Annotated in this window: 24 protein-coding genes; 16 read left to right on the forward strand and 8 right to left on the reverse strand. The window is 73.4% G+C overall.

Going from position 1 to position 25970, the window contains the following annotated elements; all coding sequences use genetic code 11:
• Positions 1 to 32 precede the first annotated feature (32 nt).
• From solA to ABEA10_RS19175, 5 genes are read left to right on the forward strand one after another with little or no spacing between them, the layout of a single operon-like run.
• Positions 33 to 1187, forward strand: coding sequence for an N-methyl-L-tryptophan oxidase (gene solA, locus ABEA10_RS19155; protein ID WP_345465514.1), 1155 nt, complete (start codon positions 33 to 35; stop codon positions 1185 to 1187).
• Positions 1184 to 3235: a hydantoinase/oxoprolinase family protein gene (locus ABEA10_RS19160; protein ID WP_345465516.1), complete on the forward strand. Its 2052-nt coding sequence runs from the start codon at positions 1184 to 1186 to the stop codon at positions 3233 to 3235. The genes solA and ABEA10_RS19160 overlap by 4 nt, the downstream gene beginning before the upstream one ends.
• Positions 3232 to 4962, forward strand: a complete 1731-nt coding sequence (locus tag ABEA10_RS19165; protein ID WP_345465518.1) for a hydantoinase B/oxoprolinase family protein — start codon at positions 3232 to 3234, stop codon at positions 4960 to 4962. The genes ABEA10_RS19160 and ABEA10_RS19165 overlap by 4 nt, the downstream gene beginning before the upstream one ends.
• A gap of 20 nt (positions 4963 to 4982) precedes the next feature.
• The gene (locus ABEA10_RS19170) at positions 4983 to 6233 is read left to right on the forward strand and encodes an MFS transporter (protein WP_345465520.1); all 1251 of its coding nucleotides are present in this window, start codon (positions 4983 to 4985) and stop codon (positions 6231 to 6233) included.
• A complete protein-coding gene (locus ABEA10_RS19175) occupies positions 6230 to 7348 on the forward strand; it encodes an NAD(P)/FAD-dependent oxidoreductase (RefSeq protein WP_345465522.1) in 1119 nt (372 codons plus the stop codon). The genes ABEA10_RS19170 and ABEA10_RS19175 overlap by 4 nt, the downstream gene beginning before the upstream one ends.
• A 3-nt stretch (positions 7349 to 7351) precedes the next feature.
• Here ABEA10_RS19175 and ABEA10_RS19180 read toward each other — a convergent pair whose 3' ends face one another.
• Positions 7352 to 8518 carry an acyl-CoA dehydrogenase family protein gene (locus ABEA10_RS19180; protein ID WP_425550921.1) on the reverse strand — a complete coding sequence of 389 codons (1167 nt, stop codon included), beginning with the start codon at positions 8516 to 8518 and terminating at the stop codon, positions 7352 to 7354.
• 300 nt (positions 8519 to 8818) lie between these two features.
• Between ABEA10_RS19180 and ABEA10_RS19185 the strand changes: the two genes are divergently transcribed.
• Positions 8819 to 9445, forward strand: a complete 627-nt coding sequence (locus ABEA10_RS19185; RefSeq protein ID WP_345465524.1) for a response regulator — start codon at positions 8819 to 8821, stop codon at positions 9443 to 9445.
• Positions 9446 to 9635: 190 nt separating this feature from the next.
• A complete protein-coding gene (locus tag ABEA10_RS19190) occupies positions 9636 to 10622 on the forward strand; it encodes an alpha/beta hydrolase (protein ID WP_345465526.1) in 987 nt (328 codons plus the stop codon).
• A gap of 67 nt (positions 10623 to 10689) precedes the next feature.
• Here ABEA10_RS19190 and ABEA10_RS19195 read toward each other — a convergent pair whose 3' ends face one another.
• Together ABEA10_RS19195 and ABEA10_RS19200 are read right to left on the reverse strand one after the other, a co-directional pair.
• Positions 10690 to 11220, reverse strand: a complete 531-nt coding sequence (locus ABEA10_RS19195; protein ID WP_425550922.1) for a LuxR C-terminal-related transcriptional regulator — start codon at positions 11218 to 11220, stop codon at positions 10690 to 10692.
• Positions 11157 to 11438, reverse strand: a complete 282-nt coding sequence (locus ABEA10_RS19200; protein WP_345466189.1) for a sensor histidine kinase — start codon at positions 11436 to 11438, stop codon at positions 11157 to 11159. Before ABEA10_RS19200 ends, ABEA10_RS19195 begins: the two co-directional genes overlap by 64 nt.
• On the opposite strand from ABEA10_RS19200, the gene ABEA10_RS19205 reads away from it, so the two are divergent.
• The 8 genes from ABEA10_RS19205 to ABEA10_RS19240 all read left to right on the forward strand — a co-directional run bounded on the left by ABEA10_RS19205 (position 11370) and on the right by ABEA10_RS19240 (position 19720).
• On the forward strand, positions 11370 to 11564 hold the full coding sequence (locus tag ABEA10_RS19205; protein WP_345465528.1) for a hypothetical protein: 195 nt from the start codon (positions 11370 to 11372) through the stop codon (positions 11562 to 11564). The genes ABEA10_RS19200 and ABEA10_RS19205 overlap by 69 nt on opposite strands.
• Positions 11564 to 11776, forward strand: coding sequence for a P-loop NTPase family protein (locus ABEA10_RS19210; protein WP_345465530.1), 213 nt, complete (start codon positions 11564 to 11566; stop codon positions 11774 to 11776). The genes ABEA10_RS19205 and ABEA10_RS19210 overlap by 1 nt, the downstream gene beginning before the upstream one ends.
• Positions 11777 to 11874: 98 nt before the next feature.
• Positions 11875 to 12429, forward strand: coding sequence for a TetR/AcrR family transcriptional regulator (locus tag ABEA10_RS19215; protein WP_345465532.1), 555 nt, complete (start codon positions 11875 to 11877; stop codon positions 12427 to 12429).
• Between the two features lie 136 nt (positions 12430 to 12565).
• The gene (locus tag ABEA10_RS19220) at positions 12566 to 14728 is read left to right on the forward strand and encodes an MMPL family transporter (RefSeq protein WP_345465534.1); all 2163 of its coding nucleotides are present in this window, start codon (positions 12566 to 12568) and stop codon (positions 14726 to 14728) included.
• A gap of 99 nt (positions 14729 to 14827) precedes the next feature.
• Positions 14828 to 15598, forward strand: coding sequence for a phosphatase PAP2 family protein (locus ABEA10_RS19225; RefSeq protein ID WP_345465536.1), 771 nt, complete (start codon positions 14828 to 14830; stop codon positions 15596 to 15598).
• A gap of 252 nt (positions 15599 to 15850) precedes the next feature.
• Positions 15851 to 17635 carry a SulP family inorganic anion transporter gene (locus ABEA10_RS19230; protein WP_345465538.1) on the forward strand — a complete coding sequence of 595 codons (1785 nt, stop codon included), beginning with the start codon at positions 15851 to 15853 and terminating at the stop codon, positions 17633 to 17635.
• Positions 17636 to 17870: 235 nt separating this feature from the next.
• Positions 17871 to 19451, forward strand: a complete 1581-nt coding sequence (locus ABEA10_RS19235) for an MFS transporter (RefSeq protein WP_345465540.1) — start codon at positions 17871 to 17873, stop codon at positions 19449 to 19451.
• Positions 19448 to 19720 carry a DUF202 domain-containing protein gene (locus tag ABEA10_RS19240; RefSeq protein ID WP_345465542.1) on the forward strand — a complete coding sequence of 91 codons (273 nt, stop codon included), beginning with the start codon at positions 19448 to 19450 and terminating at the stop codon, positions 19718 to 19720. The genes ABEA10_RS19235 and ABEA10_RS19240 overlap by 4 nt, the downstream gene beginning before the upstream one ends.
• A gap of 20 nt (positions 19721 to 19740) precedes the next feature.
• Here ABEA10_RS19240 and ABEA10_RS19245 read toward each other — a convergent pair whose 3' ends face one another.
• The 5 genes from ABEA10_RS19245 to ABEA10_RS19265 form a co-directional block, all read right to left on the reverse strand.
• Entirely contained in the window at positions 19741 to 20781 is a 1041-nt protein-coding gene (locus tag ABEA10_RS19245; protein WP_345465544.1) for a cytochrome c oxidase assembly protein, read from the reverse strand.
• On the reverse strand, positions 20781 to 22091 hold the full coding sequence (locus tag ABEA10_RS19250; protein ID WP_345465546.1) for a Dyp-type peroxidase: 1311 nt from the start codon (positions 22089 to 22091) through the stop codon (positions 20781 to 20783). The genes ABEA10_RS19245 and ABEA10_RS19250 overlap by 1 nt, the downstream gene beginning before the upstream one ends.
• The gene (locus ABEA10_RS19255; RefSeq protein WP_345465548.1) at positions 22081 to 22560 is read right to left on the reverse strand and encodes a copper chaperone PCu(A)C; all 480 of its coding nucleotides are present in this window, start codon (positions 22558 to 22560) and stop codon (positions 22081 to 22083) included. Before ABEA10_RS19255 ends, ABEA10_RS19250 begins: the two co-directional genes overlap by 11 nt.
• Positions 22557 to 23126, reverse strand: a complete 570-nt coding sequence (locus ABEA10_RS19260) for an SCO family protein (protein ID WP_345465550.1) — start codon at positions 23124 to 23126, stop codon at positions 22557 to 22559. Before ABEA10_RS19260 ends, ABEA10_RS19255 begins: the two co-directional genes overlap by 4 nt.
• A 331-nt stretch (positions 23127 to 23457) precedes the next feature.
• Entirely contained in the window at positions 23458 to 24108 is a 651-nt protein-coding gene (locus ABEA10_RS19265; RefSeq protein ID WP_345465551.1) for a hypothetical protein, read from the reverse strand.
• Between the two features lie 220 nt (positions 24109 to 24328).
• On the opposite strand from ABEA10_RS19265, the gene ABEA10_RS19270 reads away from it, so the two are divergent.
• Entirely contained in the window at positions 24329 to 25921 is a 1593-nt protein-coding gene (locus ABEA10_RS19270) for an alpha/beta hydrolase (protein ID WP_345465554.1), read from the forward strand.
• The last annotated feature ends 49 nt before the right edge of the window (positions 25922 to 25970 follow it).

The raw sequence follows: 25970 nt of genomic DNA on the forward strand, positions 1-25970 counted from the left end.
CTCACGAAACAGCCGTATGAACAGGAGAAACAGTGACGCCCGCCTCGCCACGAATCGCGGTTCTCGGTGCCGGGACCATGGGCGTGATGACCGCCTGGCGGCTCGTGGAGCGTGGCTTCGCGGTGACCGCCATCGACGACCGCGAGCCCGGCCACTCCCACGGCGCCGCCGGCGGCGAGTCACGGATCTTCCGCGTCGCCTACAAGGAGGGCCGCCACTACGTCCCCCTGCTGCGGCGGGCCCGCACGCTGTGGCAGGACCTGGAGCGGGCCTCGGGTGAGCGCCTGCTCCTGCCGACCGGCGCTCTGACCGTCGGCGCGCCCGACCACCCCGACGTCACAGAGACGCTGGCCTCGGCGCGAACGCACGACCTGGACGTCGAGGTGCTCGACGAGGACGCGGCGGCACGGCGTTTCCCCCCGCACCGGCTCCTCGACGGCGAAGTGATCGTCGTCGACCGGGCCGGCGGCACGCTGCTGCCCAGCGCGGCGCTGCGCGCGGCGGCCGGACGCGCCCGCGCCCACGGGGCCGAGCTGCGAATCGGCGAGCGGGTCCTCGACCTGAAACCGCGTACGGACGGGATCGGCGTGGTCACCGCGAGCGGCACCACCACGTTCGACGCCGTCGTCTCCGCGCTCGGCCCCTGGAGCCGGCGCTTCTGGGATCTGCTCGCACCGGCGATCGAGGTGCGCCGCGTGGTGCTGGCCTGGCTGGCCGCGCGTGACCCCGGCGGCTTCCGTCCGGCGGCCTTCCCGCCCGGCGTCCGGCGCAGCGGCCCGGGCGGTGACTTCTCCTTCTTCTCCTCCCTCGACGACCGCACGGTGAAGATGAACCTCCACATCGCGCGCACCGTGCTGGAGGAGCTGGACGACCCGCTCGTCCACGACGTCGAGGCCGCCTACGCCGAGCAGGTCGCGGCGACGGCCCGCCGGTACCTGCCGGGGCTGGAGACCACCGGCATCCGCTTGCGCGCGTTCTTCGACGGCTACACCCCGGACGGCCACGGGCTGTTCGGCCCGCACCCGGACGATCCACGCATCGTGCTGATGGCCGGGTTCTCCGGCCACGGGTTCAAGCTCTCTCCGCTGTTCGGCGACATCGCCGCCGATCTGGCCACGACGGGCGAGACCGCCTACGACATCGCCGGGCTGGACCCGGCCCGGTTCCGGAAGGGAGCGGTCGCGTGATCCGCATCGGAGTCGACGTCGGCGGCACGTTCACCGACATCACCGCGCTGGACACCGGCACCGGCGCACGCGACGTGTACAAACTGCCCTCCACCCCCGGCGACCAGTCCGAGGCCGTGGCCGAGGGCATCGACCGCCTGGTCACCGCGATGGACGCCACCGCCGCGTCGATCGGGTACCTGGGGCACGGCACCACGGTCGCCACCAACGCGCTGTTGGAGCGCGCCGGCGCTCGCACCGCGCTGATCACCACCCGGGGCTTCCGCGACGTACTGGAGATCGCCCGCCAGCGCAGGCCCGCGCTGTACGACCTGTTCGTGACGAAGCCGGCGCCGCTGACCAGGCGGGCCTGGTGCTTCGAGGTCGACGAACGGCTGAGCGCGGCCGGGAAGGTACTCGTGGAGCTGGACACCGCCCGGCTCGATCCGATCATCGCCAGGCTGCGGGAACTGGAGATCCAGGCCGTCGCGGTCTGCCTGCTGCACTCCTACCGCGACCCCGTCCACGAGATCCAGATCCGGGACCACCTCAGGCGCCACTGGCCGGAGGGCTACGTTTCGATCTCCAGCGAGATCACGCCCGAGTTCCGCGAGTACGAGCGGTTCACGACGACCACGATGAACTCCTACGTCGGGCCGCCCATGGCGCGCTATCTCGACCGGCTGGGCCGCCGGGTGGCCGAGCTGGGCTCGCCGGTCGCGCCGCTGGTGATCCAGTCCAACGGCGGGCTCGCCTCGCTCGCCGCCACCCGCGACCGCCCGGTCGGCACGCTGCTGTCCGGCCCCAGCGCGGGCGTCGTCGCCGCGCGCCATCTCGGCGAGCGGATCGGGCGGACGAACCTGATCACCTTCGACATGGGCGGTACGAGCACGGACGTCTGCCTGATCGGCGAGGGCACCGCGATGGTCTCGCCCCAGCGCGACGTCGACGGCTACCCCGTACGCTCGCCCTCGCTCGACATCCACACCATCGGCGCGGGCGGCGGGAGCATCGCGGCCGTCGACCCCGGCGGCGCGCTGACGGTCGGGCCGCGAAGCGCCGGGGCCCGGCCGGGACCGGCCTGCTACGGGCACGGCGGCGACCGGCCGACCGTCACCGACGCGCACGCCGTGCTCGGCCGGCTGTCCCCCGAGGGCATTCTCGGCGGCGCGATGCGGCTGGACGTCGCGGCGGCCGAGGCCGTCGTGGACGGCCTCGCCGGCGAGCTCGGGATGGACCGTGAACGCACCGCGCTCGGCATCCTCCGGCTGGTCGAGGCGGGTATGGCACGGGCCATCCGGCACGTCTCGGTGGCCACCGGCGTCGATCCCCGCGACCACGTGCTGGTCGCCTTCGGCGGGGCGGGTCCGCTGCACGCGGCCGGGATCGCCGCCGAGCTGGGCATCGGCACGGTGCTGGTGCCGCCGAACCCCGGCACCCTCTGCGCCCTCGGCCTCCTCGTCACCGACCTGCGCACCGACCTGGTCGGCTCGGTCTACCAGGTCGCCGACACCGAAGCGCTGCCGGAGCTGAACGGCACACTGCGCCGGCTGAGCACGCAGGCGCGGTCCTGGCTGGCCGCCGAGCACATCGACCCCGCCGACCGGGAGCTGACCGCGGTCGCCTCGATGCGCTACCGGCGGCAGAACTACGAGCTCGACGTGCCGCTGCCGGCGCGTGACCTCACCACGGGCGACCTGACCGAACTCGTCGATCGCTTCCACGCGCTGCACACCGAGGCGTACGGCTTCGCCCACGAAGGCGCCCCGGTGCAGATCGTCGGCGTACGGGTGTCGGCGATCGGGCGCATCCCGCGCCACGAGCCGCCCCCGCTGCCCGCCGGCGGGCCCACACCGCCGCCGTCGGCGGTGGCCGCCCGGCGCCCGGTGGTGTTCGAGGCCGGGACCGAAGACGCCACGATCTACCGCCGGGACGCGCTGCTCGCCGGCAACCGGATCGCCGGGCCGGCGATCGTCGAACAGCTCGACACCACGACCGTCCTCCCGCCCGGCACGACCGGCCGGGTCGACGAGCACGGAAACCTACTGATCGAGGTGGCCACGCGATGAGCGCCCCCGACATGATCACCACGCAGGTGATCGGAAACGCGCTGCTGGGAATCGCCGAGGAGATGGGGGTGGCGCTGCGCCGGTCCGCGTACTCCACCAACATCAAAGAGCGGTCGGACTGCTCGACCGCGGTGTTCGACCACGCGGGCAGGCTCATCGCGCAGGCCGAGCACATGCCGATCCACATGGGCTCGATGGCCGGCCTCATCGCGCACCTCGTCGGCGCGGACCTCGGTCTCACCGACGGGGACGTGTTCATCACCAACGACCCGTACGCCGGCGGCGGCACGCACCTGCCCGACATCACGGTCGCCGCGCCGGTGTTCCGCGACGGCGAGCTCATCGGGTTCGTCGCCGACATCGCGCACCACTCCGACGTGGGCGGACGCGTGCCCGGGTCCAACTCCGGCGACTGCGGCTCCATCTTCGAGGAGGGCCTGCGCATCCCGCTCGTCCGCCTGGTCACCGCGGGCCGGCTGAGCACCGACGTGCTGTCGTTCGTCACGCTCAACTCGCGTCTTCCCGAGGAGCGCGGCGGCGACATCCGCGCCCAGCTCGCCGCCTGCCACATCGGGCGGACCCGGCTCCTGGAGCTGCACGACCGGTACGGCGCGGCCACGCTGCGGGAGGCGACCGGCGCGCTGCTCGACCACGCGAGCCGCCGGCTGCGCGCCGCGGTGGCCGCGGTGCCCGACGGAGAGTACGCCTTCACCGACCACCTCGACCCGGACGAGCCGGGCGGCGCCCCGGTACCCGTCGCGGCGACCGTCACCGTCGCCGGCGAGCGGATCGCGGTCGACTTCACCGGCACCGGGCCGCAGTCCGCGCTGGGCATCAACGTCGTACGCTCCGCGCTCGAGGCCACCGTCTGCTACGCCGTGAAGGCCGTCCTGGACCCGGAGATCCCCGCCAACGGCGGCTTCTTCGACGGCATCGCCATCACCGCGCCCGAAGGCTGCCTGGTCAACCCGAGGCCGCCCGCGCCGGTGGCGGGCCGTACGGACTGCTGCCAGCGCGTCGCCGACGCCGTGCTGGGCGCGCTGGCCAAGGCCCTGCCCGAGCGCGTCCCCGCCGGTTCCCACTCGTCCGTCACCTACTTCACGCTGGCCGGCGAACAGGGCGGAGATTTCTGGGTCTACCCGGAGGTGGTGGCCGGCGGCATGGGGGCGCGCCCGGACCGCGACGGCCTGGACGCCGTGCAGGTGCACATCACCAACTCCTCCAACCTGCCGATCGAGGCGCTCGAGCTGGAGTACCCGCTCCGGGTCAACGCCTACGAGCTGATCACCGACTCCGGCGGCGCCGGCCGGTTCCGCGGTGGTCTCGGCATCCGGCGGGAGATCCAGGCCCTCGACTCCGGCGCGGAGTTCTCCTCGCACGCGGACCGGCAGCAGGTGCCGCCCTGGGGACTGTGCGGCGGGCTGCCCGGCGATCCCGGCGCGTTCGTCGTGCACGTACGCGACGGGAAAGGCGAACGGCTGCGCTCGGGGCGGGCCTCCGGGATCCACCTGGAGCCGGGCGAGGCGGTACGGATCGAGGCACCGGGCTCCGGTGGCCACGGGGACCCCCTAGAACGCGACCCGGGGGCGGTCGCGGCGGACGTGGCCGACGGCAGGGTGAGTCCTGCCGCGGCCCTTGACCAGTACGGAGTGGTGCTCACCGCGGCGGGTCTCGTCGACGTCGCCGGTACGGCCGCGGAGCGCACCCGAAGGAACGCCACAACCTGACCCCCCTGCGGAGGCGTCCCATGCTCACCGACACCCCACCCGCAACCTCCACTCTCACCAGCCTGCACCGGCGGATCTTCGCGATGTCCTGGGCCGGCTTCTTCTTCGACGCCTACACGAACACCGTGCTCAGCTTCATCTCGGTGGCCGTGATCGCCGACCTCCACCTCGCCGAGTCGACGTACTCGCGGCTGGTCGGCCTCCAGCTCGCGGCCACCGCGGCCGGCGGCATCCTCTTCGGCTGGCTCGGCGACGCCGTCGGCCGCAAGAAGTCGCTGCAGTACTCGATCCTGCTGTTCGCCTTCGGCTCCCTGCTCACGGGCGTCACCCACGGGACGTGGATGCTGTTCGTGGCCAGGATCATCGCCGGCATCGGCGTCGGCGGCGAGTGGGGCGTCGGCCAGACCCTGGTCGGCGAGACCTTCCCGGCCGTGCTGCGCGGCCGGTTCGCGGCGCTGCTGCAGGCCGCCTCACCGTTGTCGATCATGCTGTCCTCGGTGGTCGGCTCGCTGCTCGCCCCGGCCGTGGGATGGCGCTGGGCCATGGTCCTGTCCGCGGCGCCCGCCGTACTGGTGCTGATCGTCCGGATCTGGATGCCGGAGTCGCCGGTGTGGGAGGCGAAGGCGAGCGGAGGCCGGAAGACCGAGCGGATACCGCTGCGTGAGATGCGCGCGATGCTCTGGCGCCCGCCCTACCGCAAGACGCTGATCGTGGTCTTCGCGCTGACCACCTTCGACATGTTCGCCTTCTGGATCCCCTACACCTGGCTGCCGAACTACCTCGCGAAAGAGCGGCACATCAACGTGGTCCACTCGCTCGGCTGGTTCATGGTGCTACAGACCGGCAGCCTGCTCGGCTACCTGACCTTCGGCTGGGTGGCCGACCGCTGGGGCCGGCGCCTCACGCTGACCGCGTACTCGGTCGTGCTCGCCCTGGGCATCTTCTCCATCACCCTGCTGTGGAACCGGCTGGACACCCAGACCGGGCTGCTCCAGGTGGCCATGTTCGTGACCGGCGTCGGCACCGGGACCTTCTCCGGGATCGGCCCGCTCGTGGTGGAGAACTTCCCCACCGAGGTCCGCTCCACCGTGGCGGGCTTCGTGTGGAACGTCGCCCGCGCCCTGACCTTCTTCGGGCCGGTGATGGTGACCGGTCTGGCGCCGCTGGCCGGCCTGTCCGGCGGCATCTCCATCGCGGGCTTGTTCGCCCTCTGCGTCGCGGGCTCGGCCTGGTTGCTTCCCGAGACCGCCGGGCGGACGCTGGCGGCATGACCACCGTCGTCGTCGGAGGCGGAATTCTCGGTACGACGCTGGCCGCCCGCCTGTCGGCGGGCGGCCGGCGGGTCGTCCTCATTGAGGCGCACCGCTTCGGCTCGGGCACCAGCGCGGCGAGCTTCGCGTGGATCAACGCGGGCAACAAGCATCCGGAGTCCTACTACCGGCTGAACCTCGCGGGAGTCCGGGAGTACCTGGCGGAGCGCCCGCCGGGGTACCGGAACTCCGGGCGCCTCGAGTGGGCGACCGCGCCGGCGCACGCCGCCGACCTCGAACGCCGGATGGCCACCCTCACGGCCCGGGGCTACCGGGCCGAGTGGGTGGACCCCCGGCGGATCGCCCCCGAGCTGCCCACCGCCCCGGACCGGGCCGCGTTCTTCCCGGACGAGGGGGTCCTGCACCCGGCGGAGACCGTCGCGTACCGCTGCGCGGAGGCGCGGCGGTACGGCGCCCGCCTGGTCGAGGGGCGTGCGGTGACGTCGCTGCGCTCCGACGAGGCCGGCGCCGTCGTCACCCTGGACGACGGCGAGACGCTCGCCGCCGACCAGGTGGTCGTCGCCGCGGGCACGGTCACCCCCCGGCTGCTCGGGGCCGCGACGCCGCTGTGCGATCACGAGAGCGTGGGCGCCCCCGGCGTCGGCCTCCTGCTGCGCGCGACCGTGCCGGGGCTCCGGCTCCGCCAGGTGGTGTTCACCTCGTCGGTGCACGTACGGCCGGACGGTCCGGACGGGCTGATCGCGCAGGCGCTGGACCTGGACGCCCAGGTGGATCCGCAGAAGGAGTACCACCCCGGTCACCCGACGGCCGAGGAGATCATCGCCCGCGTACGGGCCCTGCTCGGCACGGACGCGGTCACCGCCCGGTCGCTGGTGGTCGGGCACCGGCCGCTCCCGGCGGACGGGCTTCCCATCGCGGGCTGGACCGACCCGCACCGGCGGATCTACGCGTTCGTCACGCACAGCGGCGTCACGCTGGCGCCGGTCCTCGCGCGCATGGTCGCCGCCGAACTCGCCGGCGAGCCGCAGGAACCGCTGGCCGCGTACCGCCCGCAGCGCTTCGCGACCTCGACCGCGCCGCCGGTCGCCGCGCCACGCCGTCCCGGCGAACAGTGACACTCAGGCGTCGAGGCCACCGCGCTTGACGAGCTGGCGGACGATCACGTTTTTCTGGATCTCGTTGGTGCCCTCGCCGACGATCATCAGGGGTGCGTCGCGGAAGTAGCGCTCGACGTCGAACTCGGTGGAGTAGCCGTACCCGCCGTGGATGCGGACGGCGTCGAGGGCGATCCGCATGGCGGTCTCGGAGGCGAAGAGCTTGGCCATGCCCGCCTCCATGTCCACCCGCCGGCCGGCGTCGGCCTCGCGCGCGGCGTGGAGTGTGAGCTGGCGGGCGGCCGAGAGGGAGGTGGCCATGTCCGCGAGGTAGTTGCCGATCGACTGGTGCTCCCAGATCGGCTTGCCGAAGGACTCGCGCTCCTGGGCGTAGGCGAGGGAGTCCTCCAGCGCCGCCCGGCCCACGCCCAGCGCGCGGGCCGCGACCTGGAGCCTGCCGGTCTCCAGCCCCTTCATCATCTGGGCGAAGCCGCGGCCCTCCTCGCCGCCGAGGACGGCGTCGGCGCTCGCGCGGTAGCCGTCGAAGGACAGCTCGCAGCTCTCGACGCCCTTGTAGCCCAGCTTGGGCAGGTCGCGGGAGACGGTGAGGCCGGGGCCGTGCTCGAGGAGGAGGATCGAGATGCCCTTGTGCGCGGGTTCGGCGTCCGGGTCGGTCTTGCAGAGCAGGGCGATCAGCCCCGACCGGCGGGAGTTGGTGATCCAGGTCTTGGACCCGTCGATCACGTATCCGTCCCCGTCCCTGCGCGCGACCGTGCGCATGGCCTGCAGGTCCGAGCCGCCGGACGGTTCGGTCAGGGCCATCGTCGCCCGGACCTGACCGGTGGCCATCTTCGGCAGATAACGGCGCTTCTGCTCTTCGGTGCCGAAGTGCAGCAGCAGCTTGGCCACCACCGTGTGGCCGCCCATCGCGCCCGCCAGGCTCATCCACCCGCGGGCCAGCTCCTCGGTGATGAGCACGTAGCACGGCGTGGAGACGGGGGTGCCGCCGTACTCCTCCGGAACGGCCAGGCCGAAGACGCCGAGCTCCTTCATCCGCTCGATCAGGGCCTCGGGGTAGGTGTTGGCGTGCTCGAGCTCCTGCACGACCGGCCTGACGTCCTTGTCGACGAAGTCGCGCACGGTGCCGACGACGAACCGCTCGTCCTCCGAAAGCATGTCCAAAGTACTCACGCTGGTCCTCTCCCGATGCGACAGCAGTTCCATCATGCGCGCCGGCGGAACGCGAGGTTCACCCGGCGTACGGACGGCCGGTGGCGCGCCGAAGGTGTGCGCGGGATGGCGAGGACCCGTGCGCATCGTGGCGACTGCGCCCGGTGGTGCGCGGTTAGCCTTGCCGCGCACCCACTCCGTCAGCAAGGCCGATGCAGATCAGTGACTCAGCGTTCCCCGTCCTCCAGTCGCCCGCGTCCGGCGCTCGGCGCCGCCGTCCGCCCTCGCCGGCGCGGCCTCCCCGGCCCGCGAGGTGAGCCGATGACCACCGGAGAGCGGCGCCGGCTCCGCGTCCTGATCACCGAGGACACCCGGCTGCGGAAGAACACTCTGGCCACCCTCGTCCAGCGGGAGGACGGGGTCCAGCTCGTCGCGCAGGCCACGACGGGGCGGGCGGTACTCGCCGCCGCGGCCGAGAAACGGCCCGACGTCGCCGTGCTCGACATCGACCTGCTCGGCGTCGACGGGCTGAGTGTGATCGAAGAGCTCCGCGCGCTGCTCCCGCGATGCAAGGTCATCGTCGTCACGGGTGTCGTACGCCCCGGGCATCTTCGACGCGCCATCGCGGCGAACGTCAGCGGGCTGATCGTCAAGGACGTTCCCGGCAAGCAGCTGCTCGACGCGATCGGCCAGGCCGGCACCGGCGCCCGCGTCATCGCACCCCAGCTGGCCGTGGCGGCGCTCGACGCCGAACCCAGTCCCCTCTCGTCCCGGGAGACCGAGATCCTCCAGCGGTACGCGGGCGGCTACGAGATCCGGGAGATCGCCGCGCACGTGTGCCTGTCGGGCGGCACCGTACGCAACTACCTCGCCTCCGCCACCCTCAAGCTCGGCGCCCGCAACCGCGCCCACGCGGTACGGATCGCGGCGGAGGCCGGCTGGCTCTGAGCCGCGGCGGGGAAAGCTCGCCGAGACCGCCTTCCGGCCTCCCCCGGTGTCGATCACGACACGGCACCGGGACTTTGCGGAAACCGCAACGAGATTCGCGCAGGTCGTCCCGTACGCCGGATGATGCGGTCCGGTGGGCCGGTACGGCACCGGCCGCCGAACCGCACCCGCCGAAGGTTCTGGAGGTTCGATGTCACAGCCCGTCCCGGTCGGGGAGCCCACCCATCGCCTGGTTCCGTCCCCCGCCGGCCGCGTCCACCTGGTCGAGCAGGGCACCGGGCCGCTCGTGCTGCTGGTGCACGGGTTCCCCGAGTGCTGGTACTCCTGGCGCCACCAGCTTCCGGCGCTGGCGGCGGCCGGCTACCGGGCCGTCGCGATCGACGTTCGCGGGTACGGCCGCTCCTCCAGGCCCGAGGACACCGCCGCGTACCGGATGCTCGAACTGGTCGAGGACAACGTCGCCGTCGTACACGCCCTGGGCGAGCGGACGGCGGTGATCGTGGGCCACGACTGGGGCGCGACCATCGCCGCCGACTCCGCCCTCGTCCGGCCCGACGTCTTCCGCGCGGTCGGGCTGTTGAGCGTGCCCTACGCCCCGCGCGGCGGGCCGCGGCCCAGCGAGGTCTTCGCGCGGATGGGCGGCGAGGAGGAGTTCTACGTCGGCTACTTCCAGGAGCCCGGGCGGGCCGAGGCCGAGATCGAACCGGACGTCCGCGGCTGGCTCGCCGGCTTCTACGCCGCCCTGTCCGCCGACACCATGCCGCCCGCCGACGCCCCGGACCCGCACTTCGTGTCCCGGGGCGGGACGCTGCGCGACCGGTTCCCCACCGGCCGGCTGCCCGCCTGGCTCAGCGAGGACGACCTCGATGTGTACGCCGGGGAGTTCGAACGGACCGGGATGAGCGGGGCGCTGGGCCGCTACCGCAACATGGACCGCGACTGGGCCGACCTCGCCGACTTCGACGGCGCCCCCATCACCCAGCCGTCGGTGTTCGCCGGCGGTGCGCTGGACGCCTCCACCACGTGGATGGCCGACGCCATCGAGGCCTACCCCACGACCCTGCCGGGCCTGGTCTCCTCCCACCTGTTCGACGGGTGCGGCCACTGGATCCAGCAGGAGCGCCCCGAGGAGGTCAACACCATCCTGACCGGCTGGCTCGCCTCCCTGCCCGCCTGAACGCCGGCCGCTCGGCGGGCGGCGAGAGAACGGCCCGCGCGCCCCGGTCCACGTTCGCCGGTCGGGGTCAGCGGCGGATGAAGCCGAGGTCGGTGGCGGTGGCGACGGCGGCGGTGCGCGAGTCGACGCCGAGCTTGGTGGAGATGCGGGCCAGGTGGGATTTGACGGTGCCCTCGGTGAGGTGGAGCCGGCGGCCGATCGCCTGGTTGGACAGGCCCTCGGCGACCAGGGTGAGGACTTCGGTCTCGCGCCGGGTCAGGGCGGTGACGGGGTCGCGGAGGCGGTTCATGAGCCGGTCGGCGACGGTCGGGGCCAGGGTGGTACGGCCGGCGGCGGCGGTGCGCACGGCGGCGGCCAGGTCCTCGGGCGGGGCGTCCTTGAGGAGGTAGCCGGTGGCGCCGGCCTCGATGGCGGGCAGGGTGTCGGCGTCGGAGTCGTAGGTGGTGACGATCAGAACCCGGGGGGCGTGGGGTCGGGCGGTGATCGCGGCGGTGGCCTCGGCGCCGCTCATGCCCGTGCCGAACCGCAGGTTCATCAGGACGACGTCGATGTCGCCGCCGGCGGCTCGGGCGACGGCGTCTTCCGCGGTGGCGCCCACGGCCACGACGCCGCCAGCCCGAAGCCGCCGCTCTCCGGGTCGGGGTCGGGGAGCCGGGCGGGGTCGAAGCCGATGCCGTTGTCGGTGACGTCGACGGCGACGTGGTCGCCGAGGTAGCTGAGGGTGACCTCGGCGGTGCCGGCGTGGGCGTGGCGGACGGTGTTGGCGGGGGCGGACTGGGCGATGCGCAGCAGGGCGACCTCGTGGGCGGTCGGCAGCGGTGCTTGACCGCCGTGGCCGGCCCGTCCGGCTCCGGCAAGTCGAGCCTGCTCGCGGTCGCCGCCACCCTCATGTCCCCCGACGCCGGCACCGGCGCCAGCGCGTCAACATCGCCCGCGCCCTGATGAACGGCCCCACCATCCTCCTGGTCGACGAACCCACCAGCGCCCTCGACCACGAACGCGGCGCCGCGATCATCGAGCTGATCACCGCCCTCACCCACGAGCGAGCCACCGCGACCATCCTGGTCACCCACGACCGCACCCATCTGACCGCCGCCGACCAGATCGTCGAGATCCACGACGGGCGCCTCCACCTCCCGGCCCCGGCCTGCTGACCGACCACAAGCGCCGTCGTCGACCGCGGTGACGAAACCCACACCGACTTCCTGTCCGATCGGTCAGAACTGACCGATCGGACAGCTAGTGTGGACCCATGGCGCGTTCGTCCACCGGTCTGCACGACCAGCTGCTCGCCGCGGCGCTGCGGCTGTTCGTCCAGCACGGGTTCCGCGGAACGTCGCTGGCGGACATCGCCGCGGAGGTCGGATGCTCGAAGGCCTCGCTGCTGTACCACTTCAGCAACAAGGAGGCGATCCTCGGCGAACTGCTGCTGCCGGTCGGCAAGGAGGTGGTCGCGCTCGACGCCCGGCTGGCGACCCTGCCGGGCGAGGAGGCCGTACGCGCCGGCGTCGCCGGGCTGGTGGACCTGACCGTACGGTTCCGCCAGGAGATCAAGGTGCTGTTCGACAACATGGCCGACGCCACCTCGCTGCGGGAGGCCGACATCGAGGGTCTCGAAGGCGTCGGACAGCGCCTGGTCGGCGCGCTGGCGGGCGGCTCGTCCGCACCGCTGGACCGGGTGGCCGCGACCATGGCGCTGGGCGGCATGTTCCTGGCCGGCGCCGGCCCACTGGAGATGGATGAAGAGACCCTGCGTGAGGCGATGACCGTCAGCGCCCTGCGGACGCTGGGCCGTACGCCCGGCTGAGCCACCGCGGGCCCTCCCCCACCCCGACTGAACGCCGGGCCGCCACCGCTCCGGCCCTGATCCCCCATCACCGCCGCCGGCAGTTCTTTTCGTGCTGCCCTTCTCCCCGTTCTTCTTAAGGAAAGGCGTTCTCCCCATGGCGAGCTTGCTCTACCGGCTCGGCCGCGCGTGCTTCCGGCGCCGCGGCCGTGTCGTGGCCGTCTGGCTGATCCTGCTGGCCGCCCTGGGCGGGGCGGCGGTCGCGTTCAAGGGCCCGACGAGTGGTGAGTTCCGCATGCCCGGCACCGAGTCCCAGCGGGCGATGGACGCCCTGAAGAAGGAGTTCCCCGCCGCCGGCGGCGCCACCGGGACCATCGTCGTCGCCGCCCCCGCGAACACGAAGCTCACCGAGGCGCAGGTGGCGCCCATCGTCCGGCAGGCGAAGGCGGTCCCCGGCGTGGTCGGGGCCGCCGACCCGTTCCGGGCCAGGTCGGTCTCGCCCGACGGCCGCTACGCCCTCATCCAGGTGCAGTTCGCCGGGCAGATCGCCGACATCACCGGCGCGCAGCGCACCGCGTACAAGGACATCGCCCACGGCGCGCACGGCGGGTTGCGGGTGGAGACCGGCGGTGACGTCGCCAAGGACGGCGGCGGGGGCGAGGCCACCGAGGGGATCGGCGTGGTGGTCGCCGCGGTCGTGCTGCTCATCACCTTCGCCTCGCTGGTGGCCGCCGGCATGACGCTGCTCAACGCGCTGATCGGCGTCGCGGTGGGGATGGCCGGGCTGTACTCCCTGACCAGCGTGGTGGAGCTCAACGACGCCAGCCCGGTGCTGGCGCTGATGCTCGGCCTGGCCGTCGGCATCGACTACTCGCTGTTCATCACCTCCCGCTACCGGCAGTACCGGCTGGACGGCATGGAGCCGGATGAGGCGGCGGGACGCGCGATCGGCACCGCCGGTTCGGCGGTGGTGTTCGCCGGCGCCACCGTGGTGATCGCTCTGGCGGGGCTCTCGGTGGTCGGCATCCCGTTCCTGGCCGCCATGGGCCTGGCCGCTGCCGCCACTGTCGCGGTCGCGGTACTGGTCGCCCTCACTCTGCTGCCGGCGGTGCTGGCCTTCGCCGGCGCACGGGTGCTGCCCCGCCGCCACCGCGCCGGCCGGGTCGGCGTCCACGAGAAGGAGAAGCTCGGGTACCGGTGGGGACGCGTCGTCACGCGGCTGCGGCTGCCGATCCTGCTCGTCGGCGTCGTGGCTCTCGGCGCGCTGGCCCTGCCGGTGACGCACATGCGTCTGGCGCTCCCCGACGCCGGCACCGCCGCCAAGGACTCCGCCCAGCGCAAGGCGTACGACCTGACCAGTGAGGGCTTCGGCAAGGGCTACAACGGACGGCTCGTCGCCGTGGTCTCCGGCCACGACGCCACGGCCACCCGTGCCGCCGCCCAGCAGGCCGCCACCCTCCTGAACGGCGTCCACGGCGTACGGGCCGTCGCGCCCGCCCAGTACAACGGGGCGAAGACCACCGCCCTGCTCGCCGTCATCCCGACCACCGGCCCCAGCGACGCCGCCACCGAGGACACCGTCCACGCCATCCGGGACAAGGTGTCCGCCGTCCGGGGCGCCGACGTCGCGCTGACCGGCACCACCGCGGTCGGCATCGACATCTCCGAGAAGCTCGCCCACGCTCTGCCGATCTACCTCCTGCTCGTGGTGGGCCTGTCGGTCCTGCTGCTCATGCTGGTCTTCCGGTCGATCCTCGTGCCGATCAAGGCGGCCGTAGGGTTCCTGCTCACCGTCGGGGCCACCTTCGGTATCACCACCGCGGTCTTCCAGCAAGGCCACCTGGCCGGCCTTGTCGGGGTGGCCACTCCTGGACCGCTGATCAGCTTTCTGCCGATCATTTTGATCGGCATCCTCTTCGGCCTGGCCATGGATTATGAGGTCTTCATCGTCTCGAAGATGCGCGAGGACTTCGTCCACGGCGACAAGCCGCGGCAGGCCACCATCAACGGTCTGGGAGAAAACGCTCGCGTCGTCACCGCCGCCGCCATCATCATGATTTCGGTGTTCGCCGGTTTCATGATCACTCCTGACCCGATCATCAAGTCGATCGGATTCGCGCTGGCCGTCGGCGTGTTCATCGACGCCTTCGTCGTCCGCATGACCCTCGTGCCCGCCGTCATGGCGGTGCTGGGCCGTGCCGCCTGGTGGCTGCCCCGGTGGCTCGACCGCGTCCTGCCCGACCTGGACATCGAGGGGGAGAAGCTCCGCCGCGAGCCCGCCGTACCGCAGGAGGCCCCCTACACCTACAGCGTCCGCTAGCGCCGAACCCGACGTCCCCCGAGGCTTCGTCTCACGTGCGCGCCGGGAGGTCGGTCGGGGTCGGTTGGTCGGGCCAAGGAGACCAGAAAGGACAGGACCGTGCGTCCGACACCCCCCAAGTCCCGGCCGAAGATCGTACGGGAGCTCCTTCTCGTCATCGTCCTGTACGGCCTCTACCGGCTGGGGCGGCTGGCGGCCAACGGTCATGTCTCGGAGGGCTTCGCCAACGCCACGCGGGTCTGGAGCTGGGAACGCGCCGCGCACCTGCCCGGCGAGGCCTCCGTGCAGGGCCTCATCCTGCACAGCCGGGCGGTGGAGAAGGCGGCCAACCTCTACTACTCCAACGTGCACTTCCCGGCCATGATCGTGTTCTTGGTCTGGATGTTCTGGCGCCATCCCGGCCACTACGTGTGGGTACGCCGCGTCCTCACCGCGCTCACCGGCGCGGGCCTGGCCCTGCACCTGGCCTTTCCGCTCGCGCCTCCGCGCATGGTCCCGGCCTTCGGCCTCGTCGACACCGGACGCCTGGTCGGCCCCTCCCCGTACGGCGACGTCGACACGCAGGGCCTGGCGAACCAGTTCGCCGCGATGCCCTCCCTGCACGTGGGCTGGGCGCTGGTCATCGCGGTCGGGCTCATCACCGTGGGCCGCGGCCGCCGGCGCTGGCTGTGGCTGGCCCACCCCGCCGCCACCCTGTTCGTCGTGGTGTCCACCGCGAACCACTACTGGCTGGACGGCATCGTGGCCGTCACCCTGCTGGCCGTCGCACTCTTCCTCATCCGGGCGCCCGCCCCCGGCTCGCTCGGGCCCGAACCCGGACGCACGTCGAGGCCGGACGGCACCCCCGCTCCCGGGCTTCCCCGGCCGTGACGACACACCCTTGACTGAATAGGTCGAGATGCCATAACTGTGCGTGTTGATGTACCCAACATATTCTACTGTTCCTGTCGGCATTGGGAATTCCACATGTAGCCAGCCCGCCGACAATCCCATGCCCTTCGGGAAGCGCAGTCAGCCTATTCCGTAACTGCCGCCACAGGCGCATCTGTAATTACTCTCTGTAATCGACGGAAAATCATCACTGAGCATGTGCGCGGACGGGGGCGTGTGATGCGAGAGGTCATGCTTTCATCCCGGCGTGCGACCGCCGCTCGGCGCGGCCGCCGCCGGCCGGCACTGCGCGACCGGCTGACCGCCCTGCTCCCCGGGCGAGCGGACTGGGCCGCGATGCGGCGCGACCCGCGCCGGGACGTGCTGGCGGGGCTGTCGGTCGCGGTCGTGGCGCTACCGCTCGCGCTGGCCTACGGGGCGAGTTCGGGCCTCGGCGCCCGGGCGGGGCTGGCCACCGCGGTGATCGCCGGCACGCTGGCGGCCATCTTCGGCGGCGGCGCGCTCCAGGTGTCCGGGCCCACCGGAGTGATGACCGTGGTGCTCGTCCCGATCATCCGCCACCACGGCGTGGAGGGCGCCCTGCTCGCCGGGATGATGGCGGGCGTCCTGCTCATCCTGGCCGCGCTGGCCCGGCTGGGCCGGTACGCGCGCTGCGTGCCCGCCTCGGTCGTGGAGGGGTTCGCGGTCGGGGTGGCCATCGTGATCGCCCTGCAGCAGGTCCCGGCCGCGCTCGGGCTCGACGCGCGGCACGGGGAGAAGGTATGGCGAGCGGCCGTCGCGTCGGTCGGCGACTACCTGAAGGACGTACACCCGGCACCCCTGCTGATGGCGGCGGCGGTCGCCGCGGCGATGATGGTCGGCAGCCGGCGCCTGCCGAAGCTCCCGGTCGCCCTGATCGCCATCGCGACGGCGACGCTGGCCGCCCGGTTCCTCCCCCTGCACCTTGAGCTGATCGGCGACGTTCCTTCCGGCCTGCCGTCGCCGTCGCTGGACTTCCTCCACCTCGGCGTCGCGGTGACCCTCCTGCCCTCCGCGCTGGCGATCGCCGTGCTGGCCGCCCTGGAGGGACTGCTGTCGGCGGCGGTCGTGGACGCGCTGGGCGCCGGAGAGCGCAGCGACCCGGACCGGGAGCTGTTCGGACAGGGCCTGGCCAACCTGGCGGTGCCCCTCGTCGGCGGCGTTCCCGCGACGGCGACCCTGGCCCGTACGGCGGTCAACGTCCGCTGCGGCGCGACGTCCCGGCTCGCCTCTCTCACCCACGCTCTCGCGCTCGCCGTGATCGCCTTCGCGGCCGGCGGCCTGGTCTCGGCGATCCCCCGCGCCGCGCTCGCGGGGCTGATGCTCGGCGCGGCCGCGCGCATGATCAAGATCAGGTCGTTGACCACGATCGTCCGAACGAGTGCCGGCGACGCTCTGATCGTGACGTTCACGCTGATCGTCACGGTGATGGTGAACCTCATCGCGGCGGTCGCCGCCGGAGTGGTCATCGCGACCGTGGTGACCGTGGCCGCGCTCGCCCGCAGCGGACGCATCGAGGCGATGCCCCTGGAGCCGCACTGCGCGAACGGAAACGGTGCGGCCGGAGACGGCGGTGCGGGTGGAGACGGCGCGGAGCTTGGCGGCGTGAACGGGAACGGCGCCGGTCACGAGCGCGCGGGGACCGGCGACATCGGCCTCTACCGGCTGGAGGGCCCCTGGTTCTTCGCCGCCACTCACCGGCTCCTCCAGGGCCTGGGCCAGGTGAACGGGCGGCGGGTGGTGATCCTCAGCATGGCCGGTGTCTCGGCGCTGGACCTGACGGCGGCCCGCGTACTCGGTGAGACGATCATGCAGCTGCGCAGCCGCGGCGTGACCGTGCTGCTCGCCGGGGTCCGCCCCCGCCACCACCGGCTCATCGCCCAGGCGACCGACGACGGACGCCCGCCCGCCGACCTGGTCCACCCGGACCCCGCCGCCGCGCTGGTCCACGCGCGCTCGCTCATCGGCACAGCGGATCCGCCGGCCCCGCACCACTAGGGCGTGTCTCGAGTCCCCGTCCGTAGCGAGCGCCGCGCAGTACGACAGCGGGGCTTTGAGACACGCCCCGGCGCCGGGCATGACTCGGCTCGCGACGCAATGAGCGGTCGGGTCAAGACCTTCTCTCTCCGGCCGCACCGTCGTCACCCCGTACGGCCAGTGTCACTATGCGTCATCGAGTGCCTATGTTGCGTAATGTCCTTCCCTTACAGAACTAACGTTGAGAGGTGGGGACATGCCGGTTCTGGGCGCTCTGCGTACGGAGGCGTCCCGGCCCCGGGTCGTGCGCGAGCACCGGCACGCCGGATGGCTCGCGGCGACGACGGTGTGCGCGGGAGCGTTCCTCCTGCGGTGCGACATGGGCATCGTCGTGTTCTCACTGCCCGCGCTGCGGCGGCACTTCGGCGTGTCGCCGGCCGCGGTCCAGTGGGTGTCGCTCGGCCCGCTGCTGACCATGGTCGCGGCGGCGCCTCCGGTCGCCCGGCTGGCCGGTGCGCTCGGCCACAAGCTGACCTGGACGTACGGGTTCGTGGTCGTCGCGGCGGCCTCGGCGGCGTGCGCGCCGGCTCCCTCGCTGGGGGTTCTCATCGCGTTCCGCGAGGTGCAGGCGGTGGGCGCGGCCATGGTCCAGGCCGGGGGCCTCGCCCTGATGAGCGCCGGCGTCGTGCCCGGTCGACCGGGTGCCGCGACCGGCGTGCTCCGCGCGGCGCCGCTCCTCGGCCTGGTGGCGGGGCCGGTCGCCGGCGGTCTGATCATCGCCTCGGCGGGGTGGCGGTGGGTGTTCCTGGCCGGGGTTCCGGCCGGATGCGCCGGCGCGGTCGCCGGGCGCTGTCTGCTCCCCCGGACACGCGCGGTGGGGCTCATCGCGGAGCCTGACCCGACCGGCCGTGGACCGGCGGTATCCGCGACGCCGCGCCAAGGGCGAGGGGCCCCGCTCTCCGGGATCGTGGCCGGCCGGTTCGCGTTGTTCGCCCCGCTGGTGCTGCTGCCCGGGCTGTGCGCGGCCGGCGGCGTGCCTCCGGCCGTGGCCGGGCTGGTCACGGCCGCGCTGCCCGCCGGGTTCGCCCTCGCCGCCCTGCTCGGCCCGGCGCACCGTACCGGCGACCGCCTCCGCGGCGTGGTCGCCGCGGCCGGCTGTCTCGCGGTCACCGCCGGCATCGCCGCGGATCCGGTGCCGGGAGCGGTGAACGCCGTCCTGCTGGCCACCCTCGGCGTCCTCCTGGGCACGCTCGTCATCGCGCGGAACGCGGTCCCGCCGCCCTCGACGGATCGGGCGCGACCCGGCGCGGCCGGTGAGCCGGGCATGGCGCTGGCGGTGGCGACCGTCACGCTCACCGGGTCGCTCGGCGACGGACCCGCCGGCGCCCGGCTCGCCCTCGCCGCACTCGGCCTCGCGGTCCTCGTCCTCTCGGCGCCGGTCGCCGTACGGGCCTGGCGCGGCGGCAGGCCCGCGACCCCGATCGCCGCCCCGGAGACACCGCCGGACGCGCGGTTCCTGCTCGCCAACGAGCGCACGTTCCTGGCCTGGAACCGTACGGCGCTGGCCCTGGTCGCGGCCGGGCTGGCGGTCGCCCAGCTGCTGCGCCCGTTCCCGGGCGTGCCGTGGGGACGTCCCGCGCTCGCCGTCCCGCTGATCCTGCTGGGCGCCGTCATCGCGGTGATCGGCCACCTGGAGCTGAGCCGCAACCGGCGCGCCCTGTACCGGTCCGAGCCGCTGCCCCGGTCCGTCCTGCCGAAGGTCCTGACGTTCGCCGTCGGGGCGATCGCGGTGATCTCCGCGACGGTCCTGGTCCTCTCCGCCGCACGCGGCCGATGACCCCGCGACCAGAAGCGACCTCCGACCGGGGTCTGGCCGAGGAGCGAACCGAACTGGCCTGGCGACGGACCGCCATCGCCTTCGCCTCGCTCAGCGGCGCGCTGGTGAAGGTGGACCCCGCCGTCGGCGTCCCCGCGCTCGCCCTGAGCGCGCTCGTCTGGCGTGCCGGCCGCCGTACGCATGTCGGCACCCGGCGTCCCCTCCTGATGGCCGCCGCGGTCGTGACCGTCGCGCTGATGACGCTCACGGCCGTGCTGGTGAAGGGCTGACCGGCCGGGGACGGGCCCGGTCACCGGCCGTCGCGCGGCGCACGGTTGAGGTCGGCGAGGATCGCGTTGTAGGCGGCCAGGGCCGCGTCGTCCTCGTCGACGTCGCCGCTGGCCCGGAGCCGCTCACGGTTCTGGTCCGGGGTGTTGCCGGACGCGTCGTGCCCGGTGCCGGCGAGGGTCGCCTGCCGGACCGACTCCAGGAAGGCACCGGCCCGGGCGGCCTGCGGCGACCGGTCCGTGAGCCACCGGGCGGCGACGACCAGCATCATCACGAACATCAGGCCGTCGCCGCCGATCCACATGACGGCGCCCGCCCCGTGGACGTCGGCCAGCGGGCCCGGCCCCCACGACGGCTGCATTTCGGCGTAGGCACGGAAGGGCGGATGGATCGCCTGGAGCAGGACGATCCCCACGATCGTGTCCGCGGACATGCCCATGAACAGGCTGAACAGCCGCAGCGGGTACGGCAGCTCGACCTGGGGAGAGTCGGAGGTCAGCAGCCGGGAGAAGTACAGGTATCCGCCGCCGAGGTAGAGGGCGCGCTCGAGCGCCATCAGCCCCGGCGACCCCATCATCACGTCCATGAAGGCCGACAGATGGACGCCGAACAGCACCGCCGCGTACCCGGCCAGTCCGGTGAGCGGCGAGCGGACGGCCCTGACGAACCACGACGCCCGGATCGACTCGACGCGGTCCCGGGCGGCTCCGCGAGTGGCGCGCAGCAGCAGGGTCTCCGGGTGGCCGAGGCACAGCAGCCACGGCGACACCATGATCAGCATCAGGTGCTCGATCATGTGCACCCACAGCAGACCGCCGTCCCCGTACACGCCGGGGCTGCCCATGATCGCCGCACCGGCGACCGCGAGCCCGGCCGTGAACGCGACCGTACGGGCGAGCGGCCAGCGCGTCCCGCCCCGGCGTGCGGCCACCACGCCGCCGAGATAGACCAGCAGGGCGAGTGCCAGGAGCGCCGCGGTGACGGGCGAGAACCGCCACGTGGAGAACGCCCGGGCCCAGGTGAGCGGCGCCAGCGGGTCGCCCATGGTCATGGGTTGGTCCATCAGAGTGCCTCCATGAGGTCGTGGCCGAGATAGCCGGTGGGGCCGCAGCCGCGCGGGACCGCGAACAGCGCGCTGGACGTGTGCCGGAGGAACCGGCTGAGGTCGTCCGCGAGCGCGAGCCGCTGCTGGATCCGGGTGAAGCCGTCGGCCGGGTCGGCCTGGAAGGCCAGGAACAGCAGGCCGGCGTCCGGCGTGCCGTCGGCGCGGTAGCCGTCGAAGTAGGAGAAGCCCTTGCGCAGGATGGTCGCGCCTTCGTTGGACCGCGGCGACGCCTGCCGGACGTGGGCGCTCGGCCCGATGGCGAGCGATCCGTCGGGATTCTGCTTGTCCAGGTCGAAGGGGGTGAACTCGGTCCCGCCCGACAGAGGAGCACCGGTGTCCTTGCGGCGTCCGACGATCTGCTCCTGCCGATGCCGGGGCAGGGTGTCCCAGTCGTCGAGCAGCATGCGGATCCGGCGGAACACCAGGTAGGTCCCGCCGCGCATCCACGCCGGCCCGGTGTCGCCGACGAAGATCTTCGAGTCGAAGCCCGGGTCGCCGGGCCGGGGGTTGCCGGTGCCGTCGAGCTGGCCCATCAGGTTGCGCGGGGTGGCGTTCTGGCCGGTGACCACGCCGTCGGTGGTGCTGAACCCGCTCATCTGCCATCGGGCCCGGGCGGTTCCCCGCGCCAGGCGGGTGAGCGTACGCAGGGCGTGCGCGACCACGATGGCGTCGTCCGCGGTGAACAGCACGCCCACGTCACCGTCGCTCCGCGCGCGATCGATCTCATCGCGCGGGAAGGCGGGCAGCGGGGCCAGCGCGGCCGGGACCGGGACACGGAGCCGGCGCAGCAGCGAGGCGCCGAATCCGGCCGTGATCGTCAGCCCGGCCGGGCCGTACCCCGTCGCCATCGCGTCGTCTCCGGACGGCGCCCGGCCCGCGGTCAGCCGGCGTGCCGCGTCCGTCCAGGCGCGCAGCATCGATCGCAGCCGGGCCGCGTCGGCGCCCGGCTCCAGGTCGAAGGCGGCGAACCAGCCGTGCGCGGCGTACGGCGCGAGGATCCCGGCCTGGTGCCGGCCGTCGAAGGGGATCCGGTGCTCGCCGCGGCCACGCGCGGACTCGCCGCGTGCCGCCGCGGCCACGCCCGCGCCGCCGGTGGCCACGGCGGCGCCTCCGGCCAGCGCGGTCATCGCGAACAGCCCGCGGCGGCTCATCCCCCGGCCCCGCCGACCGCCGTCGGTCGTTCCGTCCGGCGGCCCGTCGTCGCCGGTGCGCGCCGGCGCCGCCCGCGATTCCTCGGCCGGGCCGCGCCGCTCACGGTCACGTGCCATCGGGCCGGTATCCGATCGGCTCGACCGGCGCCCGTACGGTGATCGGGGCCGACCTGCGGAAACGGAGCGTCAACGTGACGTGGTCCCCCGGCCGCAGTGACCGTACGGGCTTTTCGAGCATGACGTGATAGCCGCCGGGGCGGAACACCAGCCGTCCCTTGGCCGGGATCGGGACCGAGCCGACCATCTCCATCGTCCGGCCGGTGCTGCGGTGCATCATCGTCTCGGCGGCGACGTCGCTTGCGACCCCGGTCAGCTCGTCCCCGGCGCCTCCGTCGTCGACCACCGTGAAGTAGGCGGCGGCGACGTCGGGCGAGGCGGGCCGGGGCACGTACGCGCCCACGACCCGCAGGTCCGGCCGGCTCGCCGGAGCGGACGACCGCCACGCCACCAGTGCGGCGACGACGGCGACGACCGCCGCGCCCAGGGCCAGGAGCGGCGTACGACGGACCCGCACCGGCCGGTTCACGCGCTGCCTCCCTTGGCCGTCGCGGCCTGCTCCCGCAGGAGCTTGGGCAGGTCGGCCGCCCAGTCGGTGGCGGAGACGCCGGCCGTGTAGATGAGGTGCGCGCGATGGTCGGTGCCGAACGGCAGCACCTCGGCGCCGTGGGTGACCTCGTAGTCGCCCGTGGTCGACGACGGCCGTTCCAACGCGATCCCGAGCGGCTTGGCCGCCGCCTGGATCTTGGCGTAGTCGCCGGTCAGCCCGATGAAGGAGGTGTCGAACGAGGCCAGCCAGGACTTGATCACCTTCGGGGTGTCGCGCCACGGGTCGGTGGTGATGAACACCACCGCGATCCGGGCGCGCTGGGCCGGGGTGAGCTTCCGCAGCGCAGCGGCCAGGTCGGCCATCGTGGTCGGGCACACGTCCGGGCAGTGGGTGTAGCCGAAGTAGACCAGCGTCAGCCGGCCCTCGGTGGCCTTGAGGAGGTTCACCGGGCGTCCCGAGGTGCCGGTCAACGTCAGGTCGGGCTCGCGCAACGGCGTGGTGATCCTCGTGCCGTGCAGTTCGGGAGTGGGCCCGGCGACCTTCACGGGGGGCGGCTCCGCCCGGCCCCCGCAGGCGCCCAGCGCGGTCGCCGTGAGAAGCCCGAGCGCGACCGCCCCGGCGAGCCGCCGGACGGACGTGGCCCGGGAACCGGCGCCTCGGGCACCGCGTCCTGTGGCATGAGAGAAAAAGAACATCGTGATCCTGAAGTGAATGGGTGTACGGCGCGACCACGGCTCCGCGGCGTTCAGCCCGCACGTTCACCTGAGCGAGCGAGTCGTGCTCGGCCGGCGAGCGCTCATGAGCATGAGCGGCCCGGCGGCCGGGCAGGCGGAACCGGGTGAAGCGGCGCCGGAGGGTCACCGGCGCCTTTTGTGATCACATGAAGTGCATGCCGACGGGCCGGGGTGGCCCGCGCCGCACCAGTGCGTGCCGCAGCCCTTCGAGCGCGGGCGGGGTCTCGTCCTCGCCGCGCCAGGGGTTCGCGCCCGACATCGCGCGATCCGCGCCGAGGCCGCCGCTCAGGACGATCCGCAGCGACCGGAGCGTGCGTCCGACCAGGGAGCCGACGATCGCCGCGAGCGCGTGCCACAGCGCCCGCTCACCGGCGTACAGCCACAGGGCGACCAGCAGCCCGGCCAGCGCGTGGACGCCCCACATGCCGGCCGACATCCCGCCGCCGTGGGACATCCCCGCCGGTGTTCCGGCAACGGAGAGATGGTGCATGCCGCCGTGCGTCACCACGCCGAGGCGGCCGGGGGCCGCACCCGGATTCGGCGGCGTGGACCAGGTGAACCACAGGTGGAGGCAGGTCTGCGCGACCTCCACGGCGAGCAGGATCCACCACAGCGGCCGTCGCCGGTCGGCCAGGCAGTATCCCACCGCGCTCACCGCCGCGAGGGCGATCCAGCCCGACCACGCCGGCGCCGGACGCGACGCCATCAGGTCATGCCCGGCCTTGGACAGCACGACGCACACCGAGGCGAAACCCCCGGCGCGCACCAGCCGAAACCACCCAGGCGGAACCATGACCTCACTAAAAACTACGACGTGTAGTACATCGAGGTTACCCCCCATCGCCGGAGGCGAGGACACCCGGTAGCCACTGGATCACTGGACGGGCGTGCGGAGGAGCGGAGCAGGTGGCGGCGGCGCGGCGTGACGGTCCGCACACGGGGCCTGTTCCGCGTGCGGGCGACCGGGGACCACGCGATGATCGTCGTCGGCCTCGACCGGCAGGGAGCGAATCGTGGAGACCGTGGAAGACGTGCGGCCACGTACGGGGAAACGACCGGCGCTCCCGCCGCTCCGCGTCGTCGCACTGCTGCTCGCCCTGGTGTGCGCCGGGATCGGAGCCGTGGGCCTGGCCACCGCGGACCGGGGCATCGAGCGGCGCTCCACCGTGGTGGCCGGCGTACCGCTGGAGCTGGCCCGGCCGGCGGGCACGACCGGCCGGCTGCCCGCAGTGGTGGTCGCGCACGGTCTGGCCGCCAGCAGGCAGCTCATGCGGGGGTTCGCGGACACGCTGGCGCGTCGCGGATACGCCGTGGAGCTGGTGGACCTGGCGGGCCACGGGGCGAGCACCGCCCGGTTGCCGGGCGCGGGCGACGGTCCGGCCGCCGACGCGCGGCTCGACCGCGACCTGGACGTCGCCGTCGGTCATCTGCGCGCCATGCCGTGGGTGGACGCCGCGCGGATCGGGCTGCTCGGCCACTCGATGGGCGCCGCCGCGGTCCTGCGGTACGCCACCGCGCACCCGGAGATCCGCGCCACGGTGTCGATCTCCCAGGGGCCGACGTCGCAGGCGGCGCGCCCGCGTAACCTCCTGCTGCTCGCCGGCGGTCTGGAGTTCGCCGGTTTCCGCGACGGCGCCCTCGGTGCGCTGCGGTCCGCCTACCCCCAGGCGCGCACCGGCGTCACGTACGGCGATCCGCGCGCGGGCACCGCGCGCCGGGCGGTAATCGTTCCCGGTGTCGAACACGTCGGCGTTCTGTTCCACCCGCGAACCCACCGCGAGGTCGCGACCTGGTTCGACGGGTCGCTCGGCGGCTCCGCTGCCGGCACCCCGCTCCAGGTTGGCGTCCGCCCGGTCCGGCGCGCCGGATCCGCGATGCTGCTGCATCTGGCGGCCGTCCTCGGCTTCGGCGCGATCGCCTCGGCCGTCCTGCGGCGGCTCCCGGCACCCGGCCGCGAGCGCCGTCGGGTCCCGCTTCCGCTCGCGCTGGGCATCCCCGCGGGCGCGGTCCTGGCCGCGGTACCGGTGATGGCGGTGGTGCCGCGAGGCCTGCTGCCGCTCGCGGTGGCCGCCCCGATCGCCGGGTTCTTCGGCGTCGTCGGCGTCCTGCTCCTGGGCACCGCCCGGCTCACCGGGCGCATCGGGGTCGCCAACCACGGCGGCGGCAGCGCACGGACCGCGACCCTCGGAGCGGCCGTGGTCCTGGTGGCCCTGACGGTGGTCTCCTTCGCCGTACCGGCCCAGCTCGGCTGGGCGCACGCCGTGCCGGTCGGCCCGCGGGCCTGGGCGCTCCTCCCGATCACCGCGTGCGCAGCGGCGTTCTTCGGCGGGATCGAGGCGCTGTGCGGCGGATACGGGCGGCGAGCCGCGATCATGATCCACGCCTGGATCGCGGCGGGCGCGCTGGCCGGCCTGGGAGTCGCCGCGCTCGTCGGCGCCGCATCGTCTTTCATCCTGCTGGTGGCACCGCTGCTGGCCGCGCTCCTGGTCTGGCAGGGCGTTCAGGCCGCGGCCCTGCGCGCGGCCCGGGCACCGGCATGGCTGACCGCCGTCGTCGGTGGCGTACTGCTCGCCTGGCCCATCGCGGTGACCATGCCGATCACCTAGCGCCTGTCTCAGGGCCCGCGCCGCGCAGTAGGACAGCGGGGCGTTGAGA

The sequence above is a fragment of the Actinoallomurus oryzae genome (genome assembly GCF_039541955.1).
Taxonomy (GTDB): Bacteria; Actinomycetota; Actinomycetes; order Streptosporangiales; family Streptosporangiaceae; genus Actinoallomurus; species Actinoallomurus oryzae.